Raw genomic sequence first — 25,447 nt, 5'->3', positions numbered from 1 at the left:
GACTTTCGGTCGAAGTCAACGAAAGTATGTACAGAACGGACGAAAGTTAGTCCGAACGGTCCCTCGGATAGAGTTGCGGCCGGAGCCGTGGGGAGGGCGAGTGACGAGGGGATCGGGCGAGTCCCGGCTGCGTTCGGCCGTTCTGACACAGGCATGGGAACGGATCGACGGGGTCGAGGTCCTGTCGTCGGCCGACGGCGGTCCGCTGACCCGGACGATCAAGAAGATCATCGACCCGCTGGTGATCCGCACCGCCGCGCGGCCCCGGCTCGGCCGTCCCGTGCTGGACCCGGCCACGGCGGCCGAGCTGACGGGATTGCTGCTGGCCGACGCGGACAGGCTGCGCGCGACGGCCGCGTGGTTCACCCACCTCAAACGGCAGCGGCGCGCTCTGCGCATCACCGCGGGCAACGTCCAGGACGTGTGTTTCCCGCTGGCTTACGAGTTGGCGACGGGTTTCGGGTCGCCGGGTCCGGACGCGGCGGAGACGGCCGCGGCGGCGTTGCGGGATCTGCACGGTGAGGGCGGCGCGGTGGGCGTCGATCAGCTCGCCGCGTACCTCGCGGATCCGCGGCACTCGGCCTGGCTGACCGCGGAACTGCGGCGCCGCTGGCAAGCCGAAACCGCCGTACCGCAGGACATCACCGCGCTCCAGGCGTTCGTCGACGGGCTTTCCGACTCCGCCTGGCGAGCTCTCGCCGATTCGGCCGCCGGGCACGCTCTCGGACTCATGCTGCGGCAGCCGGGCGGAGCCCGCGCCTTGAGCGAAGTCGTCCAAGAGGTTTCAGGGCTGCCCGCACCGGATCTCGGTCTGCAGCGCGGAGATCGCACCGCCGTCCCGCCGCTGAACCGGAACGGCGAAACCGGCACCGAACTTCTCGAGCGCAGTGTCGAACGGCGGGTACGCGCGACCCTTCGCCGTCTTACGCCGGACGAGCGGGGCTCCGTCGAAGACCTCGTCGACGACGAACTCACCAGGGTCGCCACCGGATTCGGGCTCGGCCTGCCCGCGCTGGCCGCGTGTTTCGCGCTGGGTGTCGTCCTCGCGCCCGCGCTGCGGCCACTCGACGGCGCGGCGCCCGGCGGGGTCCCCGAATTCGCGCGGCAGCTCAACGCTCAAGTCGCCCGGGAGGGTTACGTCCTGCACGCTCGTCGGGCCCTGGCCGGTGCCACCCCGCTCACCCCGCGGCCCGACGCCGAACTCCTGCGCGATCTCCGCGAGTTCGCCAAACACTTCCTCGGCAGGCTGTGGGTCCGGCTGCACGGTTTCGACGTCCGCGGCGACCTTCCCGCCGATGCGGCGGACGTGCGCGACCTCGTCACCGGCGTGGTCCGCTCCACCTCACTGGATCTGCGCACGAAGGTGCGGCGCGCGCTCATGGCCCGTCTGCCGGAGCTGGAGGCCGTTTCGTGACGCATCCGGTGCACACGCCCGTCATCGCGGCCGACGGTGCGCTCATCCGCTTCGCCCTCGCCGAACTTCTCGCCGGCGGGGCCGCCACGATGCACATCGAACTCACCGATGCCGGGGCCGCCGAACCGTGGCTGGCCCGGCTCGCCGGCGCGGAAGCCACGCTCGCCGCACTCGGCCAAGGCCACGCGGAAGTCGCCGCCAGGCCTGAGCTGGGCAGGCTCGCCCTGCTGCTCTGGCTGCGTCGCTGGTGGCCCGCCGGCCCGTCGCTCGGAATCCCTTCGCTGGACCCGGCGTTGCTGGACCTCGAAACGGCGGTCGCGACGGCGGACGTGGAGGATCTGGCCGAAGGTCTCCTCGACGGGTTCGAAGCTTCCCCGGCCGAGCTGTTCGACGCGGCCATCGCGGCCGATGCCCTCCTGGCGGCGGCCCCGCCGGTTGCCGAGGAGGTTCGGGGCCTGTGTGCCCGCCTCGCGGAGTGGTTCGACGACCAGGACGACGTCGTGCGTGCCGAGGCCGCGGCGGAAATGCCGGCACGGCTGGAAACGGCGACACCCGGCCAACGCTCGTACGCGCTGGCCGCGGGCCTCGATCCGCTCGCACCCGGCGAAGGGGTGCTGGCGACCGGACGCGCGAGCGTCGACTGGGCACGGGTGCCACCCGGGATCCTGGACGCCGGAGAGGACACGGTGACCTGGCGGATCGTCGCCGCCGCGGCCGCCGCCAGGCTCGAAGTCGTCGTCGCGGGCGCGTTCGCCGACGCGGCCATCACCGCGTTCGCGAGTCACGCGGGCGAGCCGTTCGCGGAGGTGCCGCTGGAGCTGGGCGCCGGGCGGTTCTCCGGCATCGCGGAGCTGGACGACGCCGCGACAAGGCTCGCCGCCCGGGTCCATAGTGGACAGATCGTGGTCGCCATCGGCGTGGCGGACGAGAGCGTCGCCGGGACCACGGCGGAAGACCGGGCGGAGGTGGTCGCGCTCGTCCGGGCACGTCCGCCGGCGGCCAGGACACTCGCCGAACGCGCGGCGGCCGCTTCCGCCGACGAGGAGTTCTGACGTGCTCGTCGGCATGCCACCGCCCCGGAACCGGCCGGACCGTCCGCCGCCGCCCGAACTGGGCCCGGCGACCTCGCATGGTTACAACTGTCGTTGTGTCGCGCGGCATTTCGGCCTCGACCCGGCACCGTACGGCGAGCTGCCCGCGTGCTCGCTGTCCGAACGCCAGTACCGGAAGCTGCTCGTCGACGCGGTCAAGCTCCAGGACAAGGCCAAACGGCTCGCCGTCGCCCGGGACGTCGCCGGCGCGCATCGGACGTACGGCGAGATGCGGGAGATCGCGCAACGGCTCGACCGGACGGATCTGGACCTCGCCGCGGTCAGCGATCTGGCCACCGTCTGCTATTCCGCCGGAGACCTTCGGAACGCTCGCCAGTGCGCCGAAGCCGTGCTCCAGGCCTTCAAGGTCAGTGCCACCGCAATCGTCCACTATGGACAGTACGTCGAACTCCGGATGATCGAAGGCTGCCGAGAGGTCGCCGAGCGCGTGCTCATCTCCTTGAGCACCGAAGAAGGTGACGTCGTCAAGGCGCGTGAGCTGATCGCCGGGCAACGTCGCCGGGCGGCGCTGCGCAAGGAGGAGGGGCCGGAACAGTACCCGCCCGAGCTGCTCGACGTGCACGGCGCGGACGAGCTGGAACTGCGGATCTTCGACGTGCGCGTCCAGATCGCCGCCGGGGACGTGGCGGGCGCGCGGACCGCGATCGAAGAGATCCTGACGGCGCTGGACGCCATCGCGGAGATCGACGAGGTCCGCGGGCAGGTGGTGGCGCTGCAGGCGATGGCGCGAGCCGAGCGAGCCCGAGTCCGCCAGGCCGGTGGCGAAGACGCCGACGCGCGTGCGGATCTGCTGCGGCTGAGCGCCCAGCACGAAGGCCGTCCCCTGGCCGCCAGGGCGAGTATCGAGCTGGCGGCGGACCGGGCGTTCGGCGGCGACTTCCCCGGAGCGGTCGCCATGATCGTCGCCGCCCGCGACGAACTCGCGGACGCGGGCCTGAACGGCGATGTCGCGGAGGCGAGCCACGCGCTGGGCACCCTGCTCCTGTACACCGGCGACGTCGCGCAGGCCAGGGAGCAGTTCGGCCACGCGGGGAAGATCTGGGCGGCCAACGCCGACGTTCCGGGTCTGCGGCGCCTCGACGTGGCGCTCGCCCGCTGCGCGATGGCGGAAGGTGACTGGGCGACGGCGCGGGACCACGTGACCCGCGCCCGGGAGTCGGCGCGGACGGCGGGGGACTGGTCGGACCGCCTGCACACGGATTTCGTGGCGGCCACGATCGGTTTCGCCCACGGCGACGACCTCCCGGCCGTGCTGGATCTGTTGCTTCCGCTGGCGCTCGCGGCGGCGGAGTACCGGTTCGAGTTCACCTCGCCGCAGGCACGCACGGCCTGGGCGCGCGACGTCGCCGGTCCGGCGACGGAAATGCTGATGGCGCTGCTGGCCAGGCTCCAGAAGCCGAGGCTGGCGGCGGAGCTGATCGAACGCACCTGTGCCGTCGGGGCGTACACGGGCGTGGAGGGGCGTTCGCTCGACCTCACCGGCGGACTGCCTGCTCTCGAAGTGGGCCCGGTCGCCGAAGGGCTTCCGTTGGCGGCACTGGGTTCCGTGACGTCGGCGCTTCCGCTGCGGCTCGCCCCGCCACCCGCGCTGCGCTGGTCACCCTCGTCGCCCATGGAGCTGGACCCGTGGCTCCGCCTCGCGGCCGAGCGGTACCGGCTGCCCCGCGCGGTCGCCGAAACCGTCGAGACCTGGCCGTCCGCGAAGCCCGGACGCGAGACTTTCCTCCTGCGCTACGCCGACGCCGGCCACACCTTCCTCACCTGGCGGACCACCGAGGACCTCGACACCGTCCACACCCATCCGATCGAATTCGCCCTGGTCGCGACCGCTCGCCAGTACTTGGACGCCGCGTCCCCCACACCGCGCGAAGGCGAGAGCGTGGCCGACGCCGTCCGTCGCTCCCTGAGCGAAGACGCCTTCGGCAGCTTCGCCGGTGAACAACGCCTGGCTCGCGTCCTCGCCCTCAACCTCCTGCCCGCGGACCTGGTCGAGAGGCTGCGGCGCGCCGGAACCCGTCCGCTCCTGCGGATCCAGCCTTCACCGAGCCTCGCCGGCGTCCCGTGGGGACTGCTGGCCCTGCCCGACCGGCGGGCAGGCCACGTGCTCGAGATCGATGAGATCGGCAGCTGTTTCGACAGTGACGAGCGTGTTCTCGACGTCGCCGATGTCTCGCTGCTCGCTCCGTCCGCGATTCCACGTCGTCCGCCCGCCGCCGACGGTCCGCCGATCTACCTGCTCGACCCGCGGATTCCCGGGCAGAGTGCCTTCGGCGAGCTGGGTTCCGTGCTGGGCAAACAGGATCCGTCGTCACCGCTGGTCCGCCATCTCGACGAGCGGCTCGCCGAGGGCCCGGTCCTGCCCGCCGCCGCCCGCGGGCTCGACCTGGTCCGCCGCACCGACACCGACCGCCGTCTGCTCGCCGGACTCCTGGCAGGCCCCTGTTCCCGGCTGGTGTTCGTCGGGCACGTCAGCCGCGTCCGCGACGAATACGGCGCGCAGACCGCGCTCCATCTGTCCTGTTCGGCCGATCTTCCCGGCACTGCCGCGCCGATCGGCGCGCACCGGCCGTTCACCGCCGCCGATCTCGCACTGTCCGAAATGGACACCATGCCCGCACGGGTGGCGCTGATCGGCTGCGCCAGCGCGAGCGATTTCGGCCTGGCCGAACCGTTCGGCGTGCTGCTCGCCGCCGTCGCGGCCGGAGCGGGACTGGTCGCCGCCACGGTCTGGGCGCTGCCGACTTCCGCCGCCGTGCCGGGTTCGGACCCGATGTCCGATCTCGTCATCGCCGTCGACACCGCGCTCGCCGGGGACGATCCAGTCACCGAACTGTGCGCCTGGCAGCGATCCCGGCTCGCCCGCTGGCGCGAGAAGCCCGAACCCGCGGCCTCGCCGGTCTTCTGGGCGCCGCTGACCTGCCTCGACGCGACCGACGACGGGAAAACCTGGGTTCGGTAGCGGACCGGTCCGCCGAAGCTGTGTCCAGCACGAACGACACGGCGAAAGGCGGCACCCGATGTTCAAGAAGATCCGCGACAAGATCAACGACGCGACGCAGCAGGGCATGGCGCGGGGCGCACAGGACTTCCAGCGTCACGCGGAGCAGTTCCGGCAGGCGGCCGCCGCGCAGGGCCACGACATCACCCCGCAGCTGCCGACGCCGCAGCTGGCCGCGCAGGCCTTCCGGAGCCTGAACGCCGACCCGGACATGGCGGCGTTCCTGGCCCTGCCGATGGACGAGCAACTGCGGCAGCAGCAGGAACTGCAGGCCTACGGCACCGAACTGCGGAGGCTCTACGACACCTGCGAGCCCGCCACCCTGGTGGTCCGCGAGCTGGAGCCGACCGGCCGGAAGATCGCCGGGCAGGCGCAGTACACCGCGACGCTGGAGGTCACCCGCGCCGACGGCACCACGTACCGGACCGTGACGCAGCTGATCGCGCCGCTCGCGACGATCCAGCAGTACGCGCCCGGCACCCGGCACGAAGCCCGCGTCGACCCCGCCGACCCGGCGAAGGTCGCCGTGTTCGGCCCGATCGGTTAGGCGGCAGACGATGTTCGGGACCTTCGAGTTCGGTCTACCGGAAGACTCCCGCCGCCCCGGCCTGCGGCTCTGGCTGCTAGGTGTGCCGACGACACTCGCCTGGGCGGCGGCCGGCTGGTCGGGCGCCCTCGGGCTGCTGGACGGCTTCCGGTTGATGTCGCTGAACCGCGTCGACGCGTGGGGGCCCGACGCGGGCCCGGCGGTTTCGCTCGTCCTGTTCTTCAGCGTCTCGATCACGGTGGCCTCGTCACTCGGGTTCGCGATGCTGTGGGGCGGTGGGATGTCGTTGCGAGGCATGGGTGTCGGCTTCCGGGCGAGCAGTCTCGCCGCGTCCCTCGGCATCGCGCTGGGCAGCGGCGTCGCGATCCCGTCGTGGACGCCGCCCGAGGCGGTGGGGAAGCGGCTGCCGTCCGAACCGTGGACCGAAGTGGACTGGATCGTCTACTACGAGCCGTATCTCGTCCCGGCGGTGGCCGGGGTGAGCGCACTGGTCATGATCATGGTGCTGGGGCGGGCGTTCGTCACCAGGGCCGAGGCGGACGACCGCGCGCAGGCACTTGCTCAGACGGGCAGGCAGGTGATCGGCCAGGTGCTCGGTGTCGAGTTCACGAACGTCTGGGTGATGGGGAATCCGCGGTTCACCGTGCAGGTCCGGTTCCCCGCCGACGGCGGCGAGCGGACCGTCGTGACCACGATGATCACCCCGCCGCTGCAGGCTCCCGCCCGCGGTTCGACGGTGAAGGTCACCTACGACCCGCGCAACCCCGATTCGGTCCAGGTGGATCCGGATCCGGCCGATCGGGCCGCCGGCGGGAACTTCGGTGCGTTCCTCCCTCCGCTGTTCTGATCGCCCTCTACACTCCCGCGGATGGACGAACAGACGGCAGAGGTGTCCACCGCCCCAGCGGTGCGCAAGGCGATGATCCGGCTGGTCCCGTTACTCGGGCTGCTCTATCTGCTCAACTATCTCGACCGGGTCAACGTCGGGTTCGCGGCCCTCACCATGAACGCCGATCTCGGCATCAGCTCGGCCGCCTACGGTCTCGGCGCGGGCCTGTTCTTCGTCGGGTACTTCTTCTTCGAGGTGCCCAGCAACGTGATCCTGCACAAGGTCGGCGCCCGGATCTGGATCGCGCGGATCATGGTCACCTGGGGCATCGTCGCCTCGGCCACCGCGTTCATCCAGGGCGAGGTCAGCTTCTACATCGTCCGGGTGCTGCTCGGGATCGCCGAGGCCGGGTTCTTCCCCGGCATCATCCTGTACCTGACCTACTGGTTCCCGCGTAAGCAGCGAGCCAAGATCGTCGCGCTGTTCTTCCTCGCGGTGCCGCTGTCGTCGGTCATCGGCAGCCCGGTCTCCTCCCTGTTGATCAAGCACGGCGACGGTGTCCTTGGCTTCGACGCGGGCTGGCGGTTCATGTTCTTCGCCGAAGGGGTGCCTTCGATCCTGCTCGGGGTGGCGGTGTTCTTCCTGCTGCCGAGCAAGCCGAAGGACGCGAAGTGGCTGACCCCGGGGGAGCGCACGGCGTTGCAGTCGGCCATCGACGCGGAAGACGTCCGTGAGGTCGGCAAGGAGGTGAGCACCCGATCGGCGCTGACCGACCCGCGCGTGCTCGCGCTGAGCGCCGTCTACTTCGGGATCATCTTCGGCCTGTACGTGCTCGCGTTCTTCCTCCCGCAGGTGATCAAGGGCTTCCAGGAACAGTTCCAGACCGACTACAGCATCGTGGAGATCGGGCTCATCACGGCGATCCCGTACGCCGTGGCCGCCGTCGCCATGGTGTTGTGGGCCCGCCATTCCGACCGCACCGGCGAACGGGCCGGACATGTCGCCATCGCCGCGTTCGTAGGCGCCGTCGCGATCGCCGGTGCGCTGTATCTGGGCTCGCCGCTGTGGGTGATGGTCGCGGTGACCCTCTGCGCGGTCGGCGTCTTCACCGCGATCCCGGTGTTCTGGCAGCTGCCGAACGCCTTCCTGACCGGGGTCGGCGCCGCCGCCGGGATCGGCCTGATCAACTCCTTCGGTAACCTGTCGGGCTTCGTCGGCCCCTACCTCACCGGCTGGTTGCAGGGGCTGACCGGGAGTTTCCGCGCCGGGATGTGGGCCGTGGCGTTCTTCATGGCGATGGCGGGGGTCATCGCGCTGACCTTCCGCGGGAAGGACAAACGCGCGATCAAGTGAGGTGGTCGAAGTCGCCGTTCACCCACCGGATATGGGTTTCGGCGCTTCGGCGCACCACCGCGCGGGCGTCCCGGTCGATGGTGTCGCCGCCGAGGGTGTAGAGGCGGTCGTAGGGGAATTCGTCGAGCCGGTCGACGATCCGCCGGACCACGGCCGCCGAAAGCGGGACGTGCTTGGGGAAGTTGCGCTGGAACGACACCCAGTCCGGCGCCAGCCCGCCCGAGATCGTGTCCCCGGCCAGGATGCTCCCGTCCGGCGTCCTGGCCACTGCGCTGCCGCGCATATGCCCGCCGAGCCGGATCAGTTCGAGGCCGGGCAAGGGTTCCACGTGCTCGTCCCAGAATTCGAACGCCGGATCGGGGGCGGGCAGCCATTCGCGGTTGCGTTCGTTGACCAGTACCGGGACCCCGCCCAGCGCGCGGCTCCAGCCGAGCTGTGCGCCGAACATGTGCGGGTGGCTGGTGGCGATCACGGCGACGTCGCCGAGCCCGCGCACGACGTCGAGCACCTCGGTGTCCAACCAGGACGGCGGATCCCAGAGCAGGGTGCCCGCCGGGGTCACCGCGATGAAGGACCAGTGCCCGATCGCGAAGTTCGGCTCCCGTTTGACGCTGTGCAGGCCGCGTCCGTGATCCCGGTGCACGGTCCGGTGCGGCACGGAGATCAGTTCCTCGTGCGTCCACCAGCGTCCGGTGTGCGCGCCGAGATCGCCGGCTTCCTCGATGCCGACCTCACCGCGGTCGAGAACGCAGCGGGGCGGTTCGGGAGTGGCGGGATGTTCGATACCGCATCTGTCGCAAATCCACATGATCGACAGCTTGCGACCTCCAGTGCGCTGGAGGTCAAGACGCGTCTTCCCCCGGCTCGGCGAGCCGGGGGAAGACGGGGTTCAGCTGATGGTCGTCTTGCCGAGGACGGCGTCCTGGTCGGGCGGGTCGAGCGCGAGCTGGACGTCGAACTCGCCGAGCGAGCTGTCGGTGACGATATGCGAGGTCGCCGCGGCGTCCACGCTGCTGGTCGCCTCACCGGCGGGGGTGCCCGCGGGGACGGTGAAGTCGACCTTGCCCTCCGCGGTGAACTTCAGCGGTCCTTCGGCGGGTACCTCGGTGTCCGGGATCGGCAGCTCGATCGGGATCGAGATCTTCTGCTCGCCGAGCGCGATGTTCACCTTCGAGCTGATCGTTCCGGACAGTTTCTTGGCGCCGACGAGCCGGAGCCCGTCGCCCGCGGCCTGACCGGCGTCGACGTCGAGGGTGAACGGTACCGAAACCGGCTCCCCGGCTTTCGCCGTCGCCGGGATTTCCGCCTTCACGACCACCGCCACCTTCTGGTCGCCGATGATGGGGAAGCCGCCCTTGTACGTGAGATTCTTTTCGACGGCGGCAGCGGTTCCCGCCGCGGCGAGCATGACCGTCCCGGCGACCGCGGCCGCGATCCCGGCCGCGCAGAACCGCCGAACACCCTTCCGTACGAGGGTTTTCGTCATGTCGGGTCCTTTCGTCGTTGAATAGGCTCGAAACCGAATGTAGGTGGAAAGTCACCAACGAGGAAAGGAAAAGATCTCTCGCGTTTTCTTTACGCTTCGATCTTGTCATGCGTATGTGGAATGGTGAGTTCGTGAATTGTCATGCCAAGGAGGAAAGGGGAAATGGCGTCCGCGTTCTTGTCACGCCGGTGACAGGTGCGCCGGACCGGCGGCGAGCGGGCTAGGGTCTTGATCGTGACCGAACGACCAGAGCCGTGGCACCGCCGGACCCGCAGGTTCCTGCGCGCGACGGACCAGCGCGGCGAACTGGTGCGCGGGGCGCGGTTCCTCCGGAGACTGGTCCCGGGCGACCCGCTGGCGCCGTCGACTGGCCGCTCGTCCGACCGCCTCGCCCGGCTGCTCGCCGAGGCGGGCGCGGACCGGCCCAGCGCCACCCGCGAGCTGGGGCTGGCCGCCGTGCAGGCCTGGCAGGCCGTCCGCCGGTCCGGCACGCCGCCGGTGTCCGCGGACGGGATCACGGTGCTGTTCACCGATCTGGTCGGCTTCTCGACGTGGGCGTTGCAGGCGGGGGACGAACGCGTGCTGGAGCTGCTGCGTTCGGTCGCCGAGGTGACCGAATCGGTCGTCACCGGACATCGCGGCAGCATCGTGAAGGGCCTCGGCGACGGCGTGATGGCCGTGTTCGCCGACCCGGGCGAGGCGGTGAACGCCGCCTACGAGACGTGCTCGGCCGTGAGCGTGATCAAGGCCGAGGGCTATCTCCCGCACCTGCGCGCGGGGCTCCATCGAGGGAATCCGCGACGGGTCGGCGACGACTACCTCGGCGTCGACGTGAACATCGCGGCCCGCATCATGGCCGCCGCCGACGGCGACGAGGTGCTGGCCAGCGGAAGCGTCGTCGACGAGCTGGACCCCGGCGCGGTCATCGTGCGACCGCGCCGGAGTTTCCGCGCCAAGGGGACCCCGAAGGACCTCCGTGTCTACCGGGTCGTGCCCCGGTACTCGAACTCCTAGCCGGGCATCTCCGAAGGCTGTGAGTCCAGCCCCGGCCGGGGCTTCGTCCAGCCGCCGCGCGTGAAGTCCGGCACCGCGACCGGCTTCCCGCCGCGAGCGAGGGAGGTCACGCTCAACGGCACGGGGGAGCACCAGGCCGCCGAGTCGTAGACGTCGATGTCCGGCACCAGCCCGGCACGCATCTGCTGCACGATCCGCCACTGCAGCACGTAGTCCATGCCGCCGTGCCCCCCGAGGTTCGGGTCGTCCTTGAGCTTCTTCCACAGCCAGTGGTCGTGGCGATCGCGGTACGGGCCGAAATCCTTCCACGCGTGGCCGCCGTGGTCGGGCTCGACGTAGATGCGGGCGGGGTAGTCCTCCACGATGCCGCGGCTGCCGGCGAGGCTGTTGATGCGGCTGTACGGACGCGGCGAGCTGACGTCGTGCTCGGCGCGGATGATCCGGCCCTGTTCGGTCTCGATCAGGCAGGTCACCAGGTCGCCGTTGATGTAGGTCTCCTTCCACGAAGGATGACCCGGCGGCATGTGGCGTTTCCGGTAGTCGGCGAGGCCCTTCGGCTCGGTCGCCGTGGCGCGCAGCGTGGCGAACCGGTCGCCGCGGTTGACGTCCATGCAGGCCGCGATCGGCGCGAGACCGTGCATCGGGTAGAAACTCGCGGTGCTGCGGGTGTGCCATTTCCGGCGCCACGCGTCGGTGTAGTACGTGTCGGAGAACAGCAGTGCGCGAAGGTCGTGCAGGTAGCCGCCGTGCCCGTTGGTGACCTCGCCGAAGACGCCCGCGTGCGCCATCTTGAGGATGGCGAGCTCGTTGCGGCCGTAACTGCAGTTCTCGGCGAGGAACAGGTGTTTGCCGGTCTGCTCGCTGGTGTTGACGAGATCCCACAACTGGTCGAGCTCGGTGGCGATGGGGAGTTCGACGCCGACGTGCTTGCCCGCCAGGAGCGCGGCCTTGCCCTGCGAGTAGTGGAACTCCCACGGCGTGGCGATGTAGACGAGGTCGATGTCGTCGCGGGAGAGCATCTTCTGGTAGGCGCCGGCGGATCCGCCGTACTCGGCCGGGCGCGGGCGCCCGCCGGCGGCGAGTTTGTCCGCGGCGGCCTTCGCACGCTCGGCGCGGATGTCGCAGACCGCGGTGACCACGGCGCCCGGGACGGCGCTCCACCCGCCGATCATGGACATGCCGCGGTTGCCGAGACCGATGAGCGCGATCCGGACGGTCCGGTGCCGCTCGAACGGGACCCCGATCATGCTGCGCTGGCCGGGACGGCGGGGCGCGCTTGCCGCCTCTTCCGCCGCGGTCGCGCTCGTCGGGATCGCGGCGAGCGCCCCGGCGGCGAGCGCGCCGCCGAACAGTGTCCGCCGGGAGACTGAGGGCAGGTCGGCCATGAAGAACACTCCTTCGTGTCGCCTTCGGTGCCCAGACCTTGTCCAATCGCCGCCGGATATGTCAAGAGATGCGCCAAAGTGCGCAGTAAACTGCACTAATGAGCAGTTTGGCTGCTTGTTCTCGGGTGTTTCGCGCAGCCCGGGTGCGCGTACACCCGGGCCGCGCCGACGGTCACCGGCGGATCAGTACCTGGTCGATCGACTTGCGCACCAGGTCCGGCACCACGCAGTCGTCCGCCGGATAGCCGACCGGGATGACGGCGAACGCCTTCTCGTTCTGCGGCCGCTCGAGCAGTTCGCCGAGGAACCGCATCGGCGACGGCGTATGCGTCAACGCGGCCAGCCCGGACAGATGCAGTGCCGTGAGCAGCATGCCGACGGCGATGCCCACCGATTCGTCGACGTAGTAGTGCTTGTGCTTGGTCCCGTCCTCGTCGAGGAAATAGCGCTGCTGGAACACCACGATGAGGTACGGGGCGTCGGTGAGGTGGGTCTTGACGGCGTCGGTGCCGAGCGGACGCAAGGCGGACAACCACTCCTCGCCGAGCCTGCCCTCGTACGAAACGCGTTCTTCCTCCTCGGCGGCCTGCCGGATCCGCTGTTTGGTCTCGGCGTCACTGATGAGCACGAACGTCCACGGCTGCTGATGCGCGCCGCTGGGCGCCGTCGCCGCCACCGCGATGGCGTCCACCACCACCTGCTCGGGCACGGGGTCCGTCGAGAACATCCGCACGGTGCGGCGGGTGTCCATGCGCCGGCGCAACTCGGCGGCGGTGGTCAGCGATTCTTCCGCGGACACACGCGCCGGGCGGTAGGGCACCGGCTCGAAGGGGTCGCCGTAGGTCGGGGTCCACTGTGCTGTGGTCATGGTGGCGATTCTGGCGCCGGATCCGGCTTTCGGGAAGCCCCGGAGCCGGGTTATGTCCCTGGAGTTATGCCGCCATCTGTCTCAAGTGGACGGACGCCGGTCGTCGTAACCGGTGGGTGTTTCCGGTACCCAGAGCGCCACTTAGCGGTCGTCGCGGCGTGGAGATTAGGTATCCACTGCACGACTTTCGTCGGTGTCCGGTTTCTCTTGCCGCGCACCAGAATCAGCGCACCCGTCCCCATCGCGCGGCCGAACCCGGCCGCAGAAATGAGTCGGAACCATGCGACTTCGGTCCTTCGCCCTGATCGCCGGCACCGCCTTCGCGGCGCTGCTCGGCGTCACCGCCCCCGTGGCGTCCGCCGCGGAACCGTCCTCCGACGTCCAGCCGATGATCATCGGTGGCCAGAACGCGACGAGCGGCCCGTGGGCGGCCAGGCTCTTCGCCAACGGCAGGCAGACCTGTACCTCGACGATCATCGCGCCGCAGTACATCCTGACCGCGAAGCACTGTGTCGCCAGCAGCGGCACGTTCACCTTCCGGATCGGCAGCCTCGACCAGCAGAGCGGCGGCACCATGGCCACCGGCTCGACCGTCACCCGGCACCCGAGCGCCGACCTCGCGATCGTGCGGCTCACCGCCCCGGTGAACGCCACGTACTCGCCGCTGGGTACCACCGCCAACGTCTCGGTGGGGCAGACCGTCCAGGTCTACGGCTGGGGCGCGACCAGCCGGTGCGGTTCGGAGATCAACTGCCAGTCCCGCTATCTGAAGGTCGCCAACGTCTCGGTCACGTCGGTCTCCTGCCGTGACTACAACGGCGGCATCGCGGTGTGCGCGCGCCGCGGTGACGGCATCACCGCCGGCGGGGACTCGGGTGGCCCGATGTTCGCCTCCGGCCGTCAGGTCGGCGTCGCGTCGACGAGCGACCGGCAGACCACGACCGCGTACACGAACATCACGCGGTACCGGCCCTGGATTCAGCAGGTGGCCGGGGTCTGACGTCTGTCGTCTGGCTGTAGCGGGGCCCTCCTCGGCTGTTGCCGACGAGGGCCCCGTTCTTCGGCCCGGCCCGTCACCGTTGTGGAGTTCGATTGAGGGACAAGGCAAAGGTGGCGTGCTCGTCAGCTGGGCTGAGGGCCCCTTCGCGTTTTGGTGGTGGCGCTGTGTTGGCGAGTCGAGTGCGCCGCCTCCGCCTCACGGTCATGTCTCAGCTACCTACAGTCGGGCGGTTTCGCGTGATCAGGCGGACGACACGCGTGATCAGACGGACGACACGCGTGTCCAGGCGGACAACTCGTGGCGAACCCGGCCACGCCACCTTTGACTTGACCCTCAATACGATCGAGTGGCTTCGTCCGCCCTCGCCGAGGACCGCCGGGCCGCGTTCGGAATCAGCGGGTGCCAACTGTGTCCGCCGGATCGCCACGGCACCATTCGATTCCGCTGGGATCCGCCCCAGCCCGCAGCTGGTCGGTCGAGGTGCCGCCATGGCCGCTTCCGTCACGGCACCGTTCTTCGGCTGCTCACTCGGCCTGGTTGGGGTGATCGGACGCGCAGCTGATCAACAGCCGGGCGGTGTGCGCGATGTGGTCGCGCAACAGTTCCTGCGCGCGGTCGGCCTCATGCGCGAGAACGGCGTCGAGCAGCGCTCGATGCTCGGCGGCGACATCGCGGCCGGGTTCGTTGCCCAAGGACACCGACCACTGCCGGTACAGCTCGGCCTCCTGCCGTAACGACCGCGCCGCGTCGAGCAGCCGCTGGTTGCGGCAGCCGGCCAGCAGTGCGTGGTGGAAGGCGGCGTGTGCCTGCGACCACTCGTCGGACAGGTGATCCGGATCCGCCGGGTCGCGGTACGGCGTGCGTTCCAGAAGATGGTGTGCGGCAACGGCATCGGCCTCCCAGCGCGTGTCGCCTTCCCGTATCGAGAGCCCCAGCACCAGTGCTTCGATCTCCGCTCGCGCCTGCGTCAGCTCGGCCAGGTCCTGATGGGACAGCGGCCGGACCAGGTAGCCCTGACGCGGCCTCGCCACCACCAGCCCTTCGGCGACCAGTCTCGTCAGCGCCTCGCGGGTGGCGCCGACGCTCACTTTGTAGCGGTCGGCCAGGTCCGGGAACTTGAGCCGTCCTCCCGGCGTCAGCCGGCCCGCGAGGATGTCGGCGCGTAACGCCTGGTGGATGCCGTCGGTGCGGGTCGCTCCGCCGCTCGTGGTCATGTCACACATCCTAGCACTTTACGAATCCAGCTTGAACTTTCGAAAGTTCTGCCATAGTTTCGAATTATCAAGTCCGGACCCGACAGCGACACGAGGAGCCATCGATGCCCGTGAACTGACGGCCGGATCGCGGCCATCGGGCATGAACCCGGAGATCCCCGGCGCCAAGGTCCTCGACAACCCCAACGCCTACACCGACTACCGGTCGGCGGCCACGCACGCTGACCCGGTGGCGAAGCGCTGAAAAGGAAAGAACATGAAACTGGCTAATGTGGACGGACGTGCGGTGGTCCTGACCGCTGACGACAGCGGAGTCGACGTCGAGACGGCGTCGGGCGGCAAGTTCGGTCCTGGTCTCGTGTCCGTGTACGAAAACTGGGACGGGTTCCGGGTTTGGGCGGAGCAGCCGCCCGCCGGGCCCGGCGTTGCCTTCACCCGCGCGCAGCTGGGCTCGCCCTCGCCGGCCCCGCGGCAGATCGTCGCGATCGGCCTGAACTACGACGCCCATGCCGCCGAGTCCGGTTTCGAGGCACCGCACGGGCTTCCGCCGACGTTCACCAAGTTCGTGTCCGCGCTGACCGGTCCCGACGCGGAGGTCGTGCTGCCTGCCGGAGGGGACGTGGACTGGGAGGTGGAACTCGTCGCCGTCATCGGCCGGACCGCCACCCGCGTCGCGGAATCGGACGCGTGGGACCACGTCGCCGGGGTGACGATCGGGCAGGATCTCTCCGAGCGCGTCTCGCAGCTGGCCGGTCCCGCCCCGCAGTTCAGCCTTGGCAAATCGTTCCCGAACTTCGCGCCGGTCGGGCCGTGGCTGGTCACCCCCGACGAGCTGGCGAACCGGGACGACCTGGCATTGGGCTGCGCGGTCGACGGCGAGGTCGTGCAGGACGGCCGCACCCGCGACCTGATCTACCCGGTCGCCAAGCTGATTTCCGCGCTGTCGCGGACCATCACCCTGTATCCGGGTGACCTCGTCTTCACCGGGACCCCGTCGGGCGTGGGCGTGGGCCGCACGCCGAAACGGTTCCTGCGCGCCGGGGAACAACTCGTCAGCTGGATCGAAGGCATCGGTGAGATGCGCCAGACCTTCGTCACCGGACAGGAGGACTGACATGGGCATGCACCGGCTCACCCGGGTCACGATGGGTGTCCCGAACGTCGCGGAGACCATCGACTACTACACCGATTTCGGGCTCACCCACCTCGGCGACGGGGCCTTCACCACCCGCGAAGGCGGCGAGCAGCTGCGGGTCCGGCACGCCATGTCCCGCCGTTTGCTCGAACTCGGGGTGGGCGTCGACGATGTCGACGACCTCGCGCGGACCGCGTCGCGGCTCAACCATCTCGGCGTCGCGGGCGGCGCGGACGGCACCGCGGTCACCGCGATCGAACCGGTGTCCGGGTTCACTGTCCGCGTCGAGATCGCGCCGCGGATCGCACAGGAGCCCGTCCCGGCCACCCCGTACAACGGACCCGGCCGCATCGAGCGGTCCGGCCGTGCGCCAGGGGTGCTGCGCGAGGACCCGATCCGGCCCAAGAAGCTCGGCCACTGCGTGGTGGGCACGACCGATCTCGAAGCCACCATGCGGTTCTTCACCGAGGGACTCGGTTTCAAGATCAGTGATTACATCGGGGACAAGGGCGCCTTCATGCGCTGCTCGGTCGATCACCACAACGTGCTGGCACTCGCGGCGCCGGTGAATTTCCTGCACCACACGTCCTGGCAGGTCGACGACATCGACGACGTCGGGCGAGGAGCGAAGGCGATGCTGGAAGGCGATCCCGACCGGCATGTCTGGGGCCTCGGCAGGCACCACGCGGGCTCCAACTTCTTCTGGTACCTCAAGGATCCGGCGGGCAACTTCAGCGAGTACTACGCCGACATGGACTGCATCCCCGAGGACGAGATCTGGACCCCGGAGGTCTTCGAAGGCGCGCAAGGCCTGTTCAGCTGGGGCCCGCCACCGCCACCGTCGTTCCTGGAGCCGGACGACCTCGCCGCGCTCATGACCGGACAGCACGCACCCTCCCGGTGACCGTGGCGGCCTCCCGGCCGGCCGACGTGTCACCGGAAAGCGAGAAAAGACTCCAGGTGCCGGAAATCCCGCGCCTGATCGGAAAAGGAGAAGTCGTGTCAGTGGAATTGTACGTCCCCCAGATCCCGGACGACCTGAACATCCGGTTCGTCGAAAACCGCATCGTCATCAAGCGCCCCGCACAGGAGGTGTACGACTGGGTGACCACCTGGTCGAACCTGCCGAAATGGCTGCCGATGGCCCTTGGTACCGAGGTGCGGCGCGGCACGGCGGACGTCCCCGCCGGACTCGGCGACGAGCTGCTCGAAACCATCCAGCCGGAACTGAACGAGAAGCCGAAGCTCTACACCGTGGTGGCGCGTGTCCCCGGCAAGCTGTGGACGGTGGTCGGCCGCGACGTGTACGACGACGGCACCCTGGCGCCGATGCACGCCATCGCCACCTTCACCACCTTCGACCTCGGCGACGGGACGACCCTGTTCTGCCGCCTGTTCGAGCGGCTGATCCCGGACACCGAGCCGCCCGGCCCGCACCCCGTCGAAGACCCGGCACTCATCCAGCCCGGCCTGGAACTGATCAAGGCACACCTCGAAGGCACGGCCGGATGACCTCGGCTATCGGCCGTCTTGCGCCCATGCGTACCTTCGTCCGGAGGCGATGGCGAGGAGATCCAGAATGAACCGCCATCCCGGCACAGGACAGAAGAACCATGAACCAGGTCATCTGCAGCGATCAAGATCGCCTCCCTGTCGCGCCGGGCATCCCGGACCGGTCATCAGTACGCGGTGAGCCCGCCGTCGACGACGAGCTCGGTTCCGGTGACGAACGAGGATTCGTCGCCGGCCAAGAAGAGCATCGTAGGAGCGACCTCGGCGGGGCTGCCTGCGCGGCGCATGGGGGTGCGCACGATATCGGGTTGTCGGTCGCCCTGCTCGTCGAGCAGATCTTGGATCATCGGGGTGGCGATGACCCCGGGGTGCACTGAGTTGACCCGGACTCCGCGGGTGGCGTATTCGACGGCGGCGGTCTTGGTCAGCAGCCGCACCGCTCCCTTGCTCGCCTGGTATGCGGCGGCGGCTCCGCTGCCGACCAGGCCGAGCACTGAGGAAGTGTTGATGATGGAGGCGTTGCCGGAGGCGCGCAGCAGGGGCATGGCGGTCTTCATCCCGAGCCAGGTGCCGGTCTGGTTGACCGCGATCACCTGGTCCCAGCCGTCCTTTGTGGTCTCCTCGATGCCGGGCCAGTCCACGACACCGGCGATGTTGACCAAGACGTCGAGGCGGCCGAAGCGCAGCCGGGTCAGCTCGATCGCCGCGCTCCAGTCCTCCGGCGAGGAGACATCCAACCGGACGGCCAGCACATCGGTGCCCTCGGCTTTCAGGCGCGCGGCGAGCTCGTCCGTGATGTCCTGGGAGATGTCGGTGACGACCAGGCCGGCTCCTTCGCGGGCGAACAGTTCCGCGGTGGCTTGACCGATACCGCCGGTCGCGCCCGTGATCAACGCGACTTTGCCGACGAGGCGTCCACGCATGACGTTCTCCTTCTCTCGTTGTTCGCTGGGAGTCAGGCGGCGGTGTAGCCGCCGTCGGCGGCGACGACCGCGCCGGTGATGAAGCTGGAGCGGGGCGAGGCCAGGAAACCGATCACCTCGGCGATCTCCTCGGGCTGCGCGACGCGGCCCAGGGGGTGGGCGTCGCCGAAGGAGCGCAGGTACTCCCGGCTGTCGGCCCGGAAGTTGTCGAGCATGTCGGTCTCGATCACCCCGGGGGCGACGACGTTGGCGCGGATGCCGTGCGGTCCGCCCTCCAGCGCGAGCACCTTGGTCAACTGCGCCAACGCTCCCTTGGACGCGCTGTAGGCCGCGGCTTCGGCCAACCCGACGGTGCAGGCGAACGACCCGACGGTGACGATCACACCCCCGCCGTGGTCGCGCATGACCCGGAACGCCTCCCGGGCGTGCAGAAACGCGCCGCGGGCGTTGATCGACATCAACTCGTCCCAGTCGGCCGCGGTGGTTTCGGTGATCGGCTTGTTCACGGATCGGCCGGCGTTGCCGACCAGGATGTCCACGCTGCCGAACCGGTCGATCGCCGCGGCCACCGACCGCACCGCGGTGTCCTCCCGGGACACGTCGCCGACCAGGGTGGACACGCGGTCGAACCGGGTGGCGAGACCATTAACCTCGGGGCGGAGGTCAGTGGCCAGCACTCGCGCGCCGTGGGCATGCAACCAGGCGACCGTGGCCGCGCCGACCCCGCGGGCGGCGCCGGTGACCAGCGCGACCTTGCCCGCCAGCTCATCGCCCACGCTCATCGCCGTACCTGCCCTCGGTGCTCGGCGGCGGACTCGCGATACAGGACGAGATGCTCGTGGTAGAGCACGCCGTCGCGGATGTCGCCCGTCGCGGTGAAACCGGTGTCGTCCACGTAGTCGAGGTGGTTCCCGGTCACTGTGTAGCGACCGGTGTAGGCGCTGCGCCGTTCGCCGCGCGCTTCGTCGTAGCGCCCGTCGGCGCGCAGCTCCTGCCGGATATGCCCGTCCGCGGTGACCCACATGCCGACCACGTCGATATCGCTTGTCATACCGGCCAGCGTCGGCGACGGCGAAAAGCGATGGCAGGACGTGTGGTGGCTGGGTGTGCCGCACCCACCCAACCGGACGCACGGCGATTTACCATGATCGTCATGGCCAGTGGTGAGCTGGGGGCGTTCCTGCGAGCGCGCCGTGCGCAACGATCTCCGGAAGACGCGGGCGTGCTGTACTCCGGCCGTCGCAAGGTGACCGGACTGCGCCGCGAGGAAGTCGCCGTGCTCGCCGGGGTGAACGCCGACTACTACACCCGCCTGGAGCAGGGCCGCGAGACCCACCCGTCACCGCAAGTGCTCGACGCCCTCTGCCGCGCACTGGATCTCGCCCCCGACGCCCGCGAGCACCTGTACCGGCTGGCCGGCGCCGCACCGGACAACACACCCGCTCCGGTACCTCAAGCCGTGAGCCCCGAACTGCGGCAACTCATGGACGGCTATCCGCGCACCCCCGCCTTCGTGCTCAACCGCATCCTGGACGTCCTGGCCACCAACACCCTCGCCGACGCGCTGCTCTCACCATTCCGCGCGGCGGACAACCTCGCCCGCATGACCTTCCTCGATCCCGCGGGACGACGGTTCTACGCACACTGGGACTGGACCGCACAGGCCACCGTGGCGAACCTGCGGGTAGCCGCGGGGTTCGACCCACACGATCCCGCTCTGCGGAACCTGGTGGCCGAACTCAACGAAGGCAGCGAACACTTCCGTGCCTTGTGGGAAACCCACCAGGTGCGCGGCAAGACCCGCGAACCCAAGCACCTCGTGCACCCCGACGTCGGCCCGCTCACCCTCACCTACCAGGCGTTCGACGTGCGCAGCGCCCCCGGCCAGCAACTGATCATCTACCACGCCGAACCCGGCACACCCAGCGCCCACGCCCTCGCACTGCTGAGCAGCCTCCACGCCGGCACAAACCACGCACGTTCGGTCGACACCTGACTCGCGAAACGGCCTCAAGAGCCAGACGTACGTCTCCGGCCAAGGGCTTCGGCTACCAACCGCCATTCGCGGCGGGCACGGAACCGCCCGCTGCGGGTGCGGAGGCCTTACGTGCCCGATGGTTGGCGACGTTGACGCGGTTTCCGCACAGTCCTGGCATGCAGTAGCGCCGCCGTCCCGGACGCGTGGTGTCGATGAAGGCACCTTGGCAAGTCGGTGCGCCACAAGCACGGAATCGCGTCACGTCGAGAGACTGGATGACGCCGAGTATTCCGACGCCACAGATCAGGGAAAGCGCGTCGACGGCGGTCGCGCCCGGTCGGAGCGAAACCGTCCATCGTGGGCGGCCCGAGGTGACATCGAGGGTGACGTTGCCGATCGCAGAGGTGAGCGCGCCGGCCTCGGTGATGAGACGCGCCTGGGCTGGATGGTCGATCAGATCGCGCACGGTGGCGCGCAGCCGATGAACGGCACGCAGGTCACCGGGCCGGACCTTCACGGGTATGGAGCGAAGCTCAGCGAAGGTGATGAGCGACGCCAGGTCTGGCAGCTGGTCTTCGCCGTGCCAGACCTCAGGAGCGGTGTTGACCAGGTCGGTCGCAACGCCCGCCGCCCAGACGTAATCGTCTAACACCACTTGCATCCCTTACCGGCCTCTCGTACGTTCGTGGTTAACCGACACTTTAACCCTTACGGGAGGTTCACCGTGGAGATCGACGCGTTGGTGTTCGACATACTCGGCACGCTCGTCGACGAGCCGGCCGGGATCCGCGCGGCCGTCCGGCAGGCGGCGCCGGACGCCGACGCTGACGAGCTGGTCGAGCTGTGGCAAGGCCATGTCGAGACTGAGCAGCGGCGCATCGTCGCAGGGGAGAGGCCGTACGCGCCGAGTGACGTTCTCGACCGCGAAGCGGCCCAGGCCGCCACCAAGACCGACGTGATGCCGAAGCTCTCGCCGTGGCCCGACTCCGTCGAAGGACTAGCGAGGTTCGCCGGGCACTACCCCATCATCGGTCTTTCGAACGCCAGCCGGACGAGCCTGCTCCGGATCAACGCCTACGCCGGTCTCCGCTGGCACCAAGCCCTCTCCGCCGAAGAGGCGCGGACCTACAAGCCCGACCCGGCCGTCTACGAGCTGGCCGTCGAGGCTTCAGGCACGAAGCCGGAGCGGCTGTTGATGGTCGCCGCCCACGCGTGGGACTTGAGGGGGGCGCAGAGCGTCGGTCTCCGGACCGCCTACGTCGCCAGGCCCGTCGGTGACCCGCCCTCGGCGGAGGACAGGTTCGACTTCCATGCCGACGGCCTCGCCGATCTCGCCGCTCAGCTCGCGAATCTCCGGATGTGAGCAAAACTGTCGGTGCCTCCCGCTAGGTTCATCCCAGTCCCCACCGAGGCACCCCGCAAGGAGAAGATGCGTTGTCAGACTGGGAAAGAGCAAGCACGGCCAGGGTGTTGCCACCCGCTCGCCCGCGCAAGCTCGCGAAGGTCCCGTTCGTCGAATTGGCCGACGGACGGGTGCAGGGCGTGGTGTCCAGCGGATCGGACATCGGGCGGGTGTACGTCTCGTCGGTCGCGGCGAGTACGTACGAATTCTCCTGTAGTACCAACAACAACCGGCCCTGCGGCGGCGCTCGCGGCATGTTCTGCAACCATATTCTCGCCCTGATCAACGAATCCACCCTTCAGTACGGCGCCGAGCGGGTCGCGCGCTACTTGCGCGTCGAGGTAGCGGAGCCGACCGCGCAGGCCATTTCCCAGACCATGAGCGCGACGCGTCCGTCGCAAGGCGACAACATCGCCGCCGCTTCCGTGTTCAGCCAGTTCTTGCGCCACTTGGCATATCTCGAATTCGAGCCGTCGACGGCACCGGTGCCGGAGCTGCAGTGGTTCCCGCCGACGAGGGCGGTGGTCTGATGCGCGTCGATCTGCTCACCGATCCCATCGCCGGTCTCGACGAGGCGCTGGCGGTCGTCGACGCCTTCGACGACGTGCTCGTCACCGGTTTGCTCCGTCCCCAGAAGGTCGCGGGCTTGACCGCGCTGGCCGATGCCGTCGCAGGGGCGCCGCTGGCGGCGCGGGTCGCGGAGGCAGCGGAGAAGACCGCGGCCGGTGCCGCGGGGGAGGAGCACTTCGTTTCCCTTGCGGCCGCAAGGGTCGCGGTTCTCGGATCCGTACATGACGCGGTTCTCGCGCGGCTTGTCGAAGCGACCGGCCGGCCGCTGGGCGAAGACTCCGCCGGGCAAACCGCCGACCCGGAACCGCCCAATCTTCTGGTCGCCGCACGATCCTGGCTGTCCGATCTGGCCCGCGCGGGCTGGCAGGGCATCGACCACGACCTCATCTCGGCTTCGGCGCAGGTAATCTCCGCGCTGCTCGCGGAGCCGAGCCTGCGGAGGCCGGCCGTCCTGCTCGACGGTTTCGCCGCCGAGCTCGCGGCCTCCTGTCCTGGTGCTGCGCTGGAACGCGTGCCCACCAGGCGTTGGGGCGACCTGTGGTCGCGTGGGATGTTGCTGACCCTTCCCCGGGAGACCTCGACGATCAGTACGGTCACCGGCCGCCTGCTACCCCTCGGGGTCGATCTGCTGGAACATGCGACGGCCGCACAGGCTCAGGTCCACGCCGTGTTGGAGCCCGATGACGGCACCCCGCCACGGTTCGTGCGCGCGAACGTGACGGTGCCGAAGCCGGACACGATCATCGGCGCCGGGATCTGGCAGTTGCTACGCCCGCACCTTTCCCTGCTCACGGCGATCAGCGAGGGCCGCTCGATGGACCTCGCCGACATGCCGGTCACCGCGGAGGGCGACCTGCTCTGGCGAGACGAACACGCTCGTCCGGGAGAGCCCGCGGACGCGTTCTCCACGGCGCGTGTCGTTCTGCCGAAGGCCGTCCTGCCGCCGGTCGCGCCGCTGGACCGGCACCCGGTGCGGCTCGCCGTTCCTGTTTTCCTGGAGGGGTACGGCATCGAGGGTGACGAAGACGCGCTCGCCTTTGCCTTCGGCGAGAATCGGCTCCCCGTCGAGACCGATCGCATCCCGGCCGCCGGCCCGCTGACACCGAAGGCGGTCGCGGGTTCCAGCGCGTGCATCGGCCTGATCCGGTGGGACGGCGGATTCCGTCTCCAGCCGCTCGCCGTCGAGACCACCGTGCGCAAGAAGACCACCGCCGTGCACGCCGGAGCCTGGGCCGGCGGCACCACGGACAAGGCCGGGGTGAAAGCCGAAAAGGCCGCCACCGACGCCGCGGCCGTGCTGCGCGAGCGCGCCGGAAGGCTGTTGCGGAAATGACCGAACCCGAGGACAACCGCCGCCAGGTCCTGTACTGGCGGCTGCTCGCCCGGCTCTTCGACGCCGAGGAGCAGGCCACGCTCGAATCGGCGAGCGTCGCCGTGGTCGAGGACATCGGCCTGCCGACGGCGGTGCTGGATCCGAACGTCGCGGTCGACTCGGTCGTCCAGCGTCATCCGGAGCTGGCGGCCGAGTTCGACGGGCTGATGGTCCCCGACGCCGAGGACAGCCGGGACAAGGCCGCGGAAGTGCGGCGCGCGGCGCTCGTGTCGAAAGTGCTGCTGAACGTCTTCGCTCAGGCGCCGCACACGGTGACGGCAGGGCAGCTGTCCAGCTGGCAGGCCGACGCGGGCTGGCTCGAACGCGCGTTGGGCTGCCGCCCGGGCGAGCTGCGCGGAGGTCGTCCCGGCGGCGCCCCGACCGGCCTCGGCGGCACCGGCGGTGGCGCCGCGCCGGACTTGAGCACCCTGCTCCCGGTGATCGGCCCGGAGCTCGGCGGTATCGAGGCGGACCTAGTCAAACGGATGCATCTGCGCGAGGTCCTTGCCGACCCCGCGCTCGCGGCGAAGCTGAGCCCGAGCATGTCGCTCATCGAACAGTTGTTGCGGGACAAGGACAACCTGTCCGGAGTGGCGTTGGCCAACGCCAAATCGCTCATCCGCCGCTACGTCGACGAGATCGCGGAGGTCCTGCGGACCCAGGTCGAGAAGGCCTCGACGGGCAAGGTGGACCGTTCGGTCCCGCCGAAGCGCGTGTTCCGCAACCTCGACCTCGATCGCACCATCTGGAAGAACCTGACCAACTGGAGCCCCGACGAGGAGCGGCTGTACGTCGATCGCCTCTACTACAAGCAGACCGCGAAGAAGACCACACCGCAGCGGCTCATCGCGGTCGTCGACCAGTCGGGCTCCATGGTGGACTCGATGGTCAACTGCGCGGTGCTGGCTTCGATCTTCGCCGGACTGCCCAAAGTGGACGTTCACCTGATCGCCTACGACACACAGGCGCTCGACCTCACGCCGTGGGTGCACGACCCCTTCGAAACACTGCTGCGCACCAATCTGGGCGGCGGCAACGACGGCATGGTCGCGATGGCGCTGACCCAGCCGAAGATCGCCGAACCCGCGAACACCGTGGTGGTGTGGATCTCCGACTTCTACGAGACCCGCGTCGAGCAGCTCTTCGAAAGCATGGCCGCCATCCACCGGTCCGGGGCGAAGTTCATCCCGGTCGGCTCGGTCACCAGCGCCGGCCGGGGCAGCGTGAACCCGTGGTTCCGCGAACGCTTCAAGGATCTCGGCACCCCGGTGATCTCCGGCCACATCACCAAGCTCGTGCACGAACTCAAGACCTTCCTCACCTCCTGAACCTCCC

The 25,447-nt window shown here is 69.4% G+C and carries 25 protein-coding genes; 16 read left to right on the top strand and 9 right to left on the bottom strand.

The annotated features are described in order from the left end of the window. Positions 1 to 100 precede the first annotated feature (100 nt). The 6 genes from ACZ3HL_RS12425 to ACZ3HL_RS12400 are packed head-to-tail and all read left to right on the top strand — an operon-like array spanning position 101 to position 8,253. Complete coding sequence (locus tag ACZ3HL_RS12425) at positions 101 to 1,414, top strand: hypothetical protein (RefSeq protein ID WP_465530700.1); 1,314 nt, start codon at positions 101 to 103, stop codon at positions 1,412 to 1,414. Next, complete coding sequence (locus ACZ3HL_RS12420) at positions 1,411 to 2,466, top strand: hypothetical protein (RefSeq protein WP_465530698.1); 1,056 nt, start codon at positions 1,411 to 1,413, stop codon at positions 2,464 to 2,466. The genes ACZ3HL_RS12425 and ACZ3HL_RS12420 overlap by 4 nt, the downstream gene beginning before the upstream one ends. 1 nt (position 2,467) lies before the next feature. Next, positions 2,468 to 5,485, top strand: a complete 3,018-nt coding sequence (locus ACZ3HL_RS12415; RefSeq protein WP_465530696.1) for an ATP-binding protein — start codon at positions 2,468 to 2,470, stop codon at positions 5,483 to 5,485. A gap of 58 nt (positions 5,486 to 5,543) precedes the next feature. Then, on the top strand, positions 5,544 to 6,071 hold the full coding sequence (locus ACZ3HL_RS12410) for a hypothetical protein (protein ID WP_465530694.1): 528 nt from the start codon (positions 5,544 to 5,546) through the stop codon (positions 6,069 to 6,071). Between the two features lie 10 nt (positions 6,072 to 6,081). After that, positions 6,082 to 6,918, top strand: a complete 837-nt coding sequence (locus ACZ3HL_RS12405; protein ID WP_465530692.1) for a DUF3592 domain-containing protein — start codon at positions 6,082 to 6,084, stop codon at positions 6,916 to 6,918. Between the two features lie 21 nt (positions 6,919 to 6,939). Next, complete coding sequence (locus tag ACZ3HL_RS12400; RefSeq protein ID WP_465420597.1) at positions 6,940 to 8,253, top strand: MFS transporter; 1,314 nt, start codon at positions 6,940 to 6,942, stop codon at positions 8,251 to 8,253. Here ACZ3HL_RS12400 and ACZ3HL_RS12395 read toward each other — a convergent pair. Both ACZ3HL_RS12395 and ACZ3HL_RS12390 read right to left on the bottom strand, forming a co-directional pair. Then, the gene (locus tag ACZ3HL_RS12395; protein WP_465530690.1) at positions 8,246 to 9,061 is read right to left on the bottom strand and encodes an MBL fold metallo-hydrolase; all 816 of its coding nucleotides are present in this window, start codon (positions 9,059 to 9,061) and stop codon (positions 8,246 to 8,248) included. The genes ACZ3HL_RS12400 and ACZ3HL_RS12395 overlap by 8 nt on opposite strands. Positions 9,062 to 9,142: 81 nt before the next feature. Beyond that, on the bottom strand, positions 9,143 to 9,739 hold the full coding sequence (locus tag ACZ3HL_RS12390) for a DUF6801 domain-containing protein (RefSeq protein WP_465420593.1): 597 nt from the start codon (positions 9,737 to 9,739) through the stop codon (positions 9,143 to 9,145). A gap of 228 nt (positions 9,740 to 9,967) precedes the next feature. Between ACZ3HL_RS12390 and ACZ3HL_RS12385 the strand changes: the two genes are divergently transcribed. Beyond that, positions 9,968 to 10,753, top strand: coding sequence for an adenylate/guanylate cyclase domain-containing protein (locus ACZ3HL_RS12385; RefSeq protein ID WP_465420591.1), 786 nt, complete (start codon positions 9,968 to 9,970; stop codon positions 10,751 to 10,753). Here ACZ3HL_RS12385 and ACZ3HL_RS12380 read toward each other — a convergent pair. Both ACZ3HL_RS12380 and ACZ3HL_RS12375 read right to left on the bottom strand, forming a co-directional pair. Continuing rightward, the gene (locus tag ACZ3HL_RS12380; protein WP_465420589.1) at positions 10,750 to 12,138 is read right to left on the bottom strand and encodes a Gfo/Idh/MocA family protein; all 1,389 of its coding nucleotides are present in this window, start codon (positions 12,136 to 12,138) and stop codon (positions 10,750 to 10,752) included. The genes ACZ3HL_RS12385 and ACZ3HL_RS12380 overlap by 4 nt on opposite strands. 172 nt (positions 12,139 to 12,310) lie before the next feature. Beyond that, positions 12,311 to 13,006: a nitroreductase family protein gene (locus ACZ3HL_RS12375; protein ID WP_465530688.1), complete on the bottom strand. Its 696-nt coding sequence runs from the start codon at positions 13,004 to 13,006 to the stop codon at positions 12,311 to 12,313. A gap of 280 nt (positions 13,007 to 13,286) precedes the next feature. On the opposite strand from ACZ3HL_RS12375, the gene ACZ3HL_RS12370 reads away from it, so the two are divergent. Continuing rightward, positions 13,287 to 14,006, top strand: a complete 720-nt coding sequence (locus ACZ3HL_RS12370) for a S1 family peptidase (protein ID WP_465420585.1) — start codon at positions 13,287 to 13,289, stop codon at positions 14,004 to 14,006. A 524-nt stretch (positions 14,007 to 14,530) separates the two neighbouring features. On the opposite strand, the gene ACZ3HL_RS12365 is transcribed toward ACZ3HL_RS12370, so the two are convergent. Beyond that, positions 14,531 to 15,220 (bottom strand): GntR family transcriptional regulator, encoded by a 690-nt coding sequence (locus ACZ3HL_RS12365; RefSeq protein ID WP_465420582.1) that lies wholly within the window; start codon positions 15,218 to 15,220, stop codon positions 14,531 to 14,533. 256 nt (positions 15,221 to 15,476) lie between these two features. Here ACZ3HL_RS12365 and ACZ3HL_RS12360 point away from each other — a divergent pair, with 256 nt between their 5' ends. The 3 genes from ACZ3HL_RS12360 to ACZ3HL_RS12350 all read left to right on the top strand — a co-directional run bounded on the left by ACZ3HL_RS12360 (position 15,477) and on the right by ACZ3HL_RS12350 (position 17,867). Then, positions 15,477 to 16,334, top strand: coding sequence for a fumarylacetoacetate hydrolase family protein (locus tag ACZ3HL_RS12360; RefSeq protein WP_465530686.1), 858 nt, complete (start codon positions 15,477 to 15,479; stop codon positions 16,332 to 16,334). A gap of 1 nt (position 16,335) precedes the next feature. Further along, positions 16,336 to 17,259: a VOC family protein gene (locus ACZ3HL_RS12355; RefSeq protein ID WP_465530684.1), complete on the top strand. Its 924-nt coding sequence runs from the start codon at positions 16,336 to 16,338 to the stop codon at positions 17,257 to 17,259. 95 nt (positions 17,260 to 17,354) lie between these two features. Next, a complete protein-coding gene (locus ACZ3HL_RS12350) occupies positions 17,355 to 17,867 on the top strand; it encodes an SRPBCC family protein (RefSeq protein ID WP_465530682.1) in 513 nt (170 codons plus the stop codon). Between the two features lie 167 nt (positions 17,868 to 18,034). Here ACZ3HL_RS12350 and ACZ3HL_RS12345 read toward each other — a convergent pair whose 3' ends face one another. From ACZ3HL_RS12345 to ACZ3HL_RS12335, 3 genes are read right to left on the bottom strand one after another with little or no spacing between them, the layout of a single operon-like run. Beyond that, positions 18,035 to 18,790: an SDR family NAD(P)-dependent oxidoreductase gene (locus ACZ3HL_RS12345; protein WP_465530680.1), complete on the bottom strand. Its 756-nt coding sequence runs from the start codon at positions 18,788 to 18,790 to the stop codon at positions 18,035 to 18,037. A gap of 32 nt (positions 18,791 to 18,822) precedes the next feature. Then, on the bottom strand, positions 18,823 to 19,572 hold the full coding sequence (locus tag ACZ3HL_RS12340) for an SDR family NAD(P)-dependent oxidoreductase (RefSeq protein WP_465530678.1): 750 nt from the start codon (positions 19,570 to 19,572) through the stop codon (positions 18,823 to 18,825). Beyond that, positions 19,569 to 19,841 (bottom strand): Atu4866 domain-containing protein, encoded by a 273-nt coding sequence (locus tag ACZ3HL_RS12335; RefSeq protein ID WP_465530676.1) that lies wholly within the window; start codon positions 19,839 to 19,841, stop codon positions 19,569 to 19,571. Before ACZ3HL_RS12335 ends, ACZ3HL_RS12340 begins: the two co-directional genes overlap by 4 nt. 102 nt (positions 19,842 to 19,943) lie before the next feature. On the opposite strand from ACZ3HL_RS12335, the gene ACZ3HL_RS12330 reads away from it, so the two are divergent. After that, entirely contained in the window at positions 19,944 to 20,786 is an 843-nt protein-coding gene (locus tag ACZ3HL_RS12330) for a helix-turn-helix transcriptional regulator (RefSeq protein WP_465530674.1), read from the top strand. Between the two features lie 52 nt (positions 20,787 to 20,838). On the opposite strand, the gene ACZ3HL_RS12325 is transcribed toward ACZ3HL_RS12330, so the two are convergent. Further along, a complete protein-coding gene (locus ACZ3HL_RS12325; protein WP_465530672.1) occupies positions 20,839 to 21,429 on the bottom strand; it encodes a CGNR zinc finger domain-containing protein in 591 nt (196 codons plus the stop codon). A gap of 63 nt (positions 21,430 to 21,492) precedes the next feature. On the opposite strand from ACZ3HL_RS12325, the gene ACZ3HL_RS12320 reads away from it, so the two are divergent. From ACZ3HL_RS12320 to ACZ3HL_RS12305, 4 genes are all read left to right on the top strand, one after another. After that, positions 21,493 to 22,131, top strand: coding sequence for a haloacid dehalogenase type II (locus ACZ3HL_RS12320; protein WP_465420562.1), 639 nt, complete (start codon positions 21,493 to 21,495; stop codon positions 22,129 to 22,131). 71 nt (positions 22,132 to 22,202) lie between these two features. Beyond that, positions 22,203 to 22,700, top strand: coding sequence for a hypothetical protein (locus tag ACZ3HL_RS12315; RefSeq protein ID WP_465530670.1), 498 nt, complete (start codon positions 22,203 to 22,205; stop codon positions 22,698 to 22,700). Further along, positions 22,700 to 24,073, top strand: a complete 1,374-nt coding sequence (locus ACZ3HL_RS12310; RefSeq protein WP_465530668.1) for a hypothetical protein — start codon at positions 22,700 to 22,702, stop codon at positions 24,071 to 24,073. The genes ACZ3HL_RS12315 and ACZ3HL_RS12310 overlap by 1 nt, the downstream gene beginning before the upstream one ends. Further along, positions 24,070 to 25,440 carry a VWA domain-containing protein gene (locus ACZ3HL_RS12305; protein WP_465530667.1) on the top strand — a complete coding sequence of 457 codons (1,371 nt, stop codon included), beginning with the start codon at positions 24,070 to 24,072 and terminating at the stop codon, positions 25,438 to 25,440. Before ACZ3HL_RS12310 ends, ACZ3HL_RS12305 begins: the two co-directional genes overlap by 4 nt. Positions 25,441 to 25,447 lie beyond the last annotated feature (7 nt).

The sequence above is a fragment of the Amycolatopsis sp. NPDC000009 genome (assembly GCF_055563465.1).
This window is presented reverse-complemented; position numbering and strand designations above follow the sequence as displayed.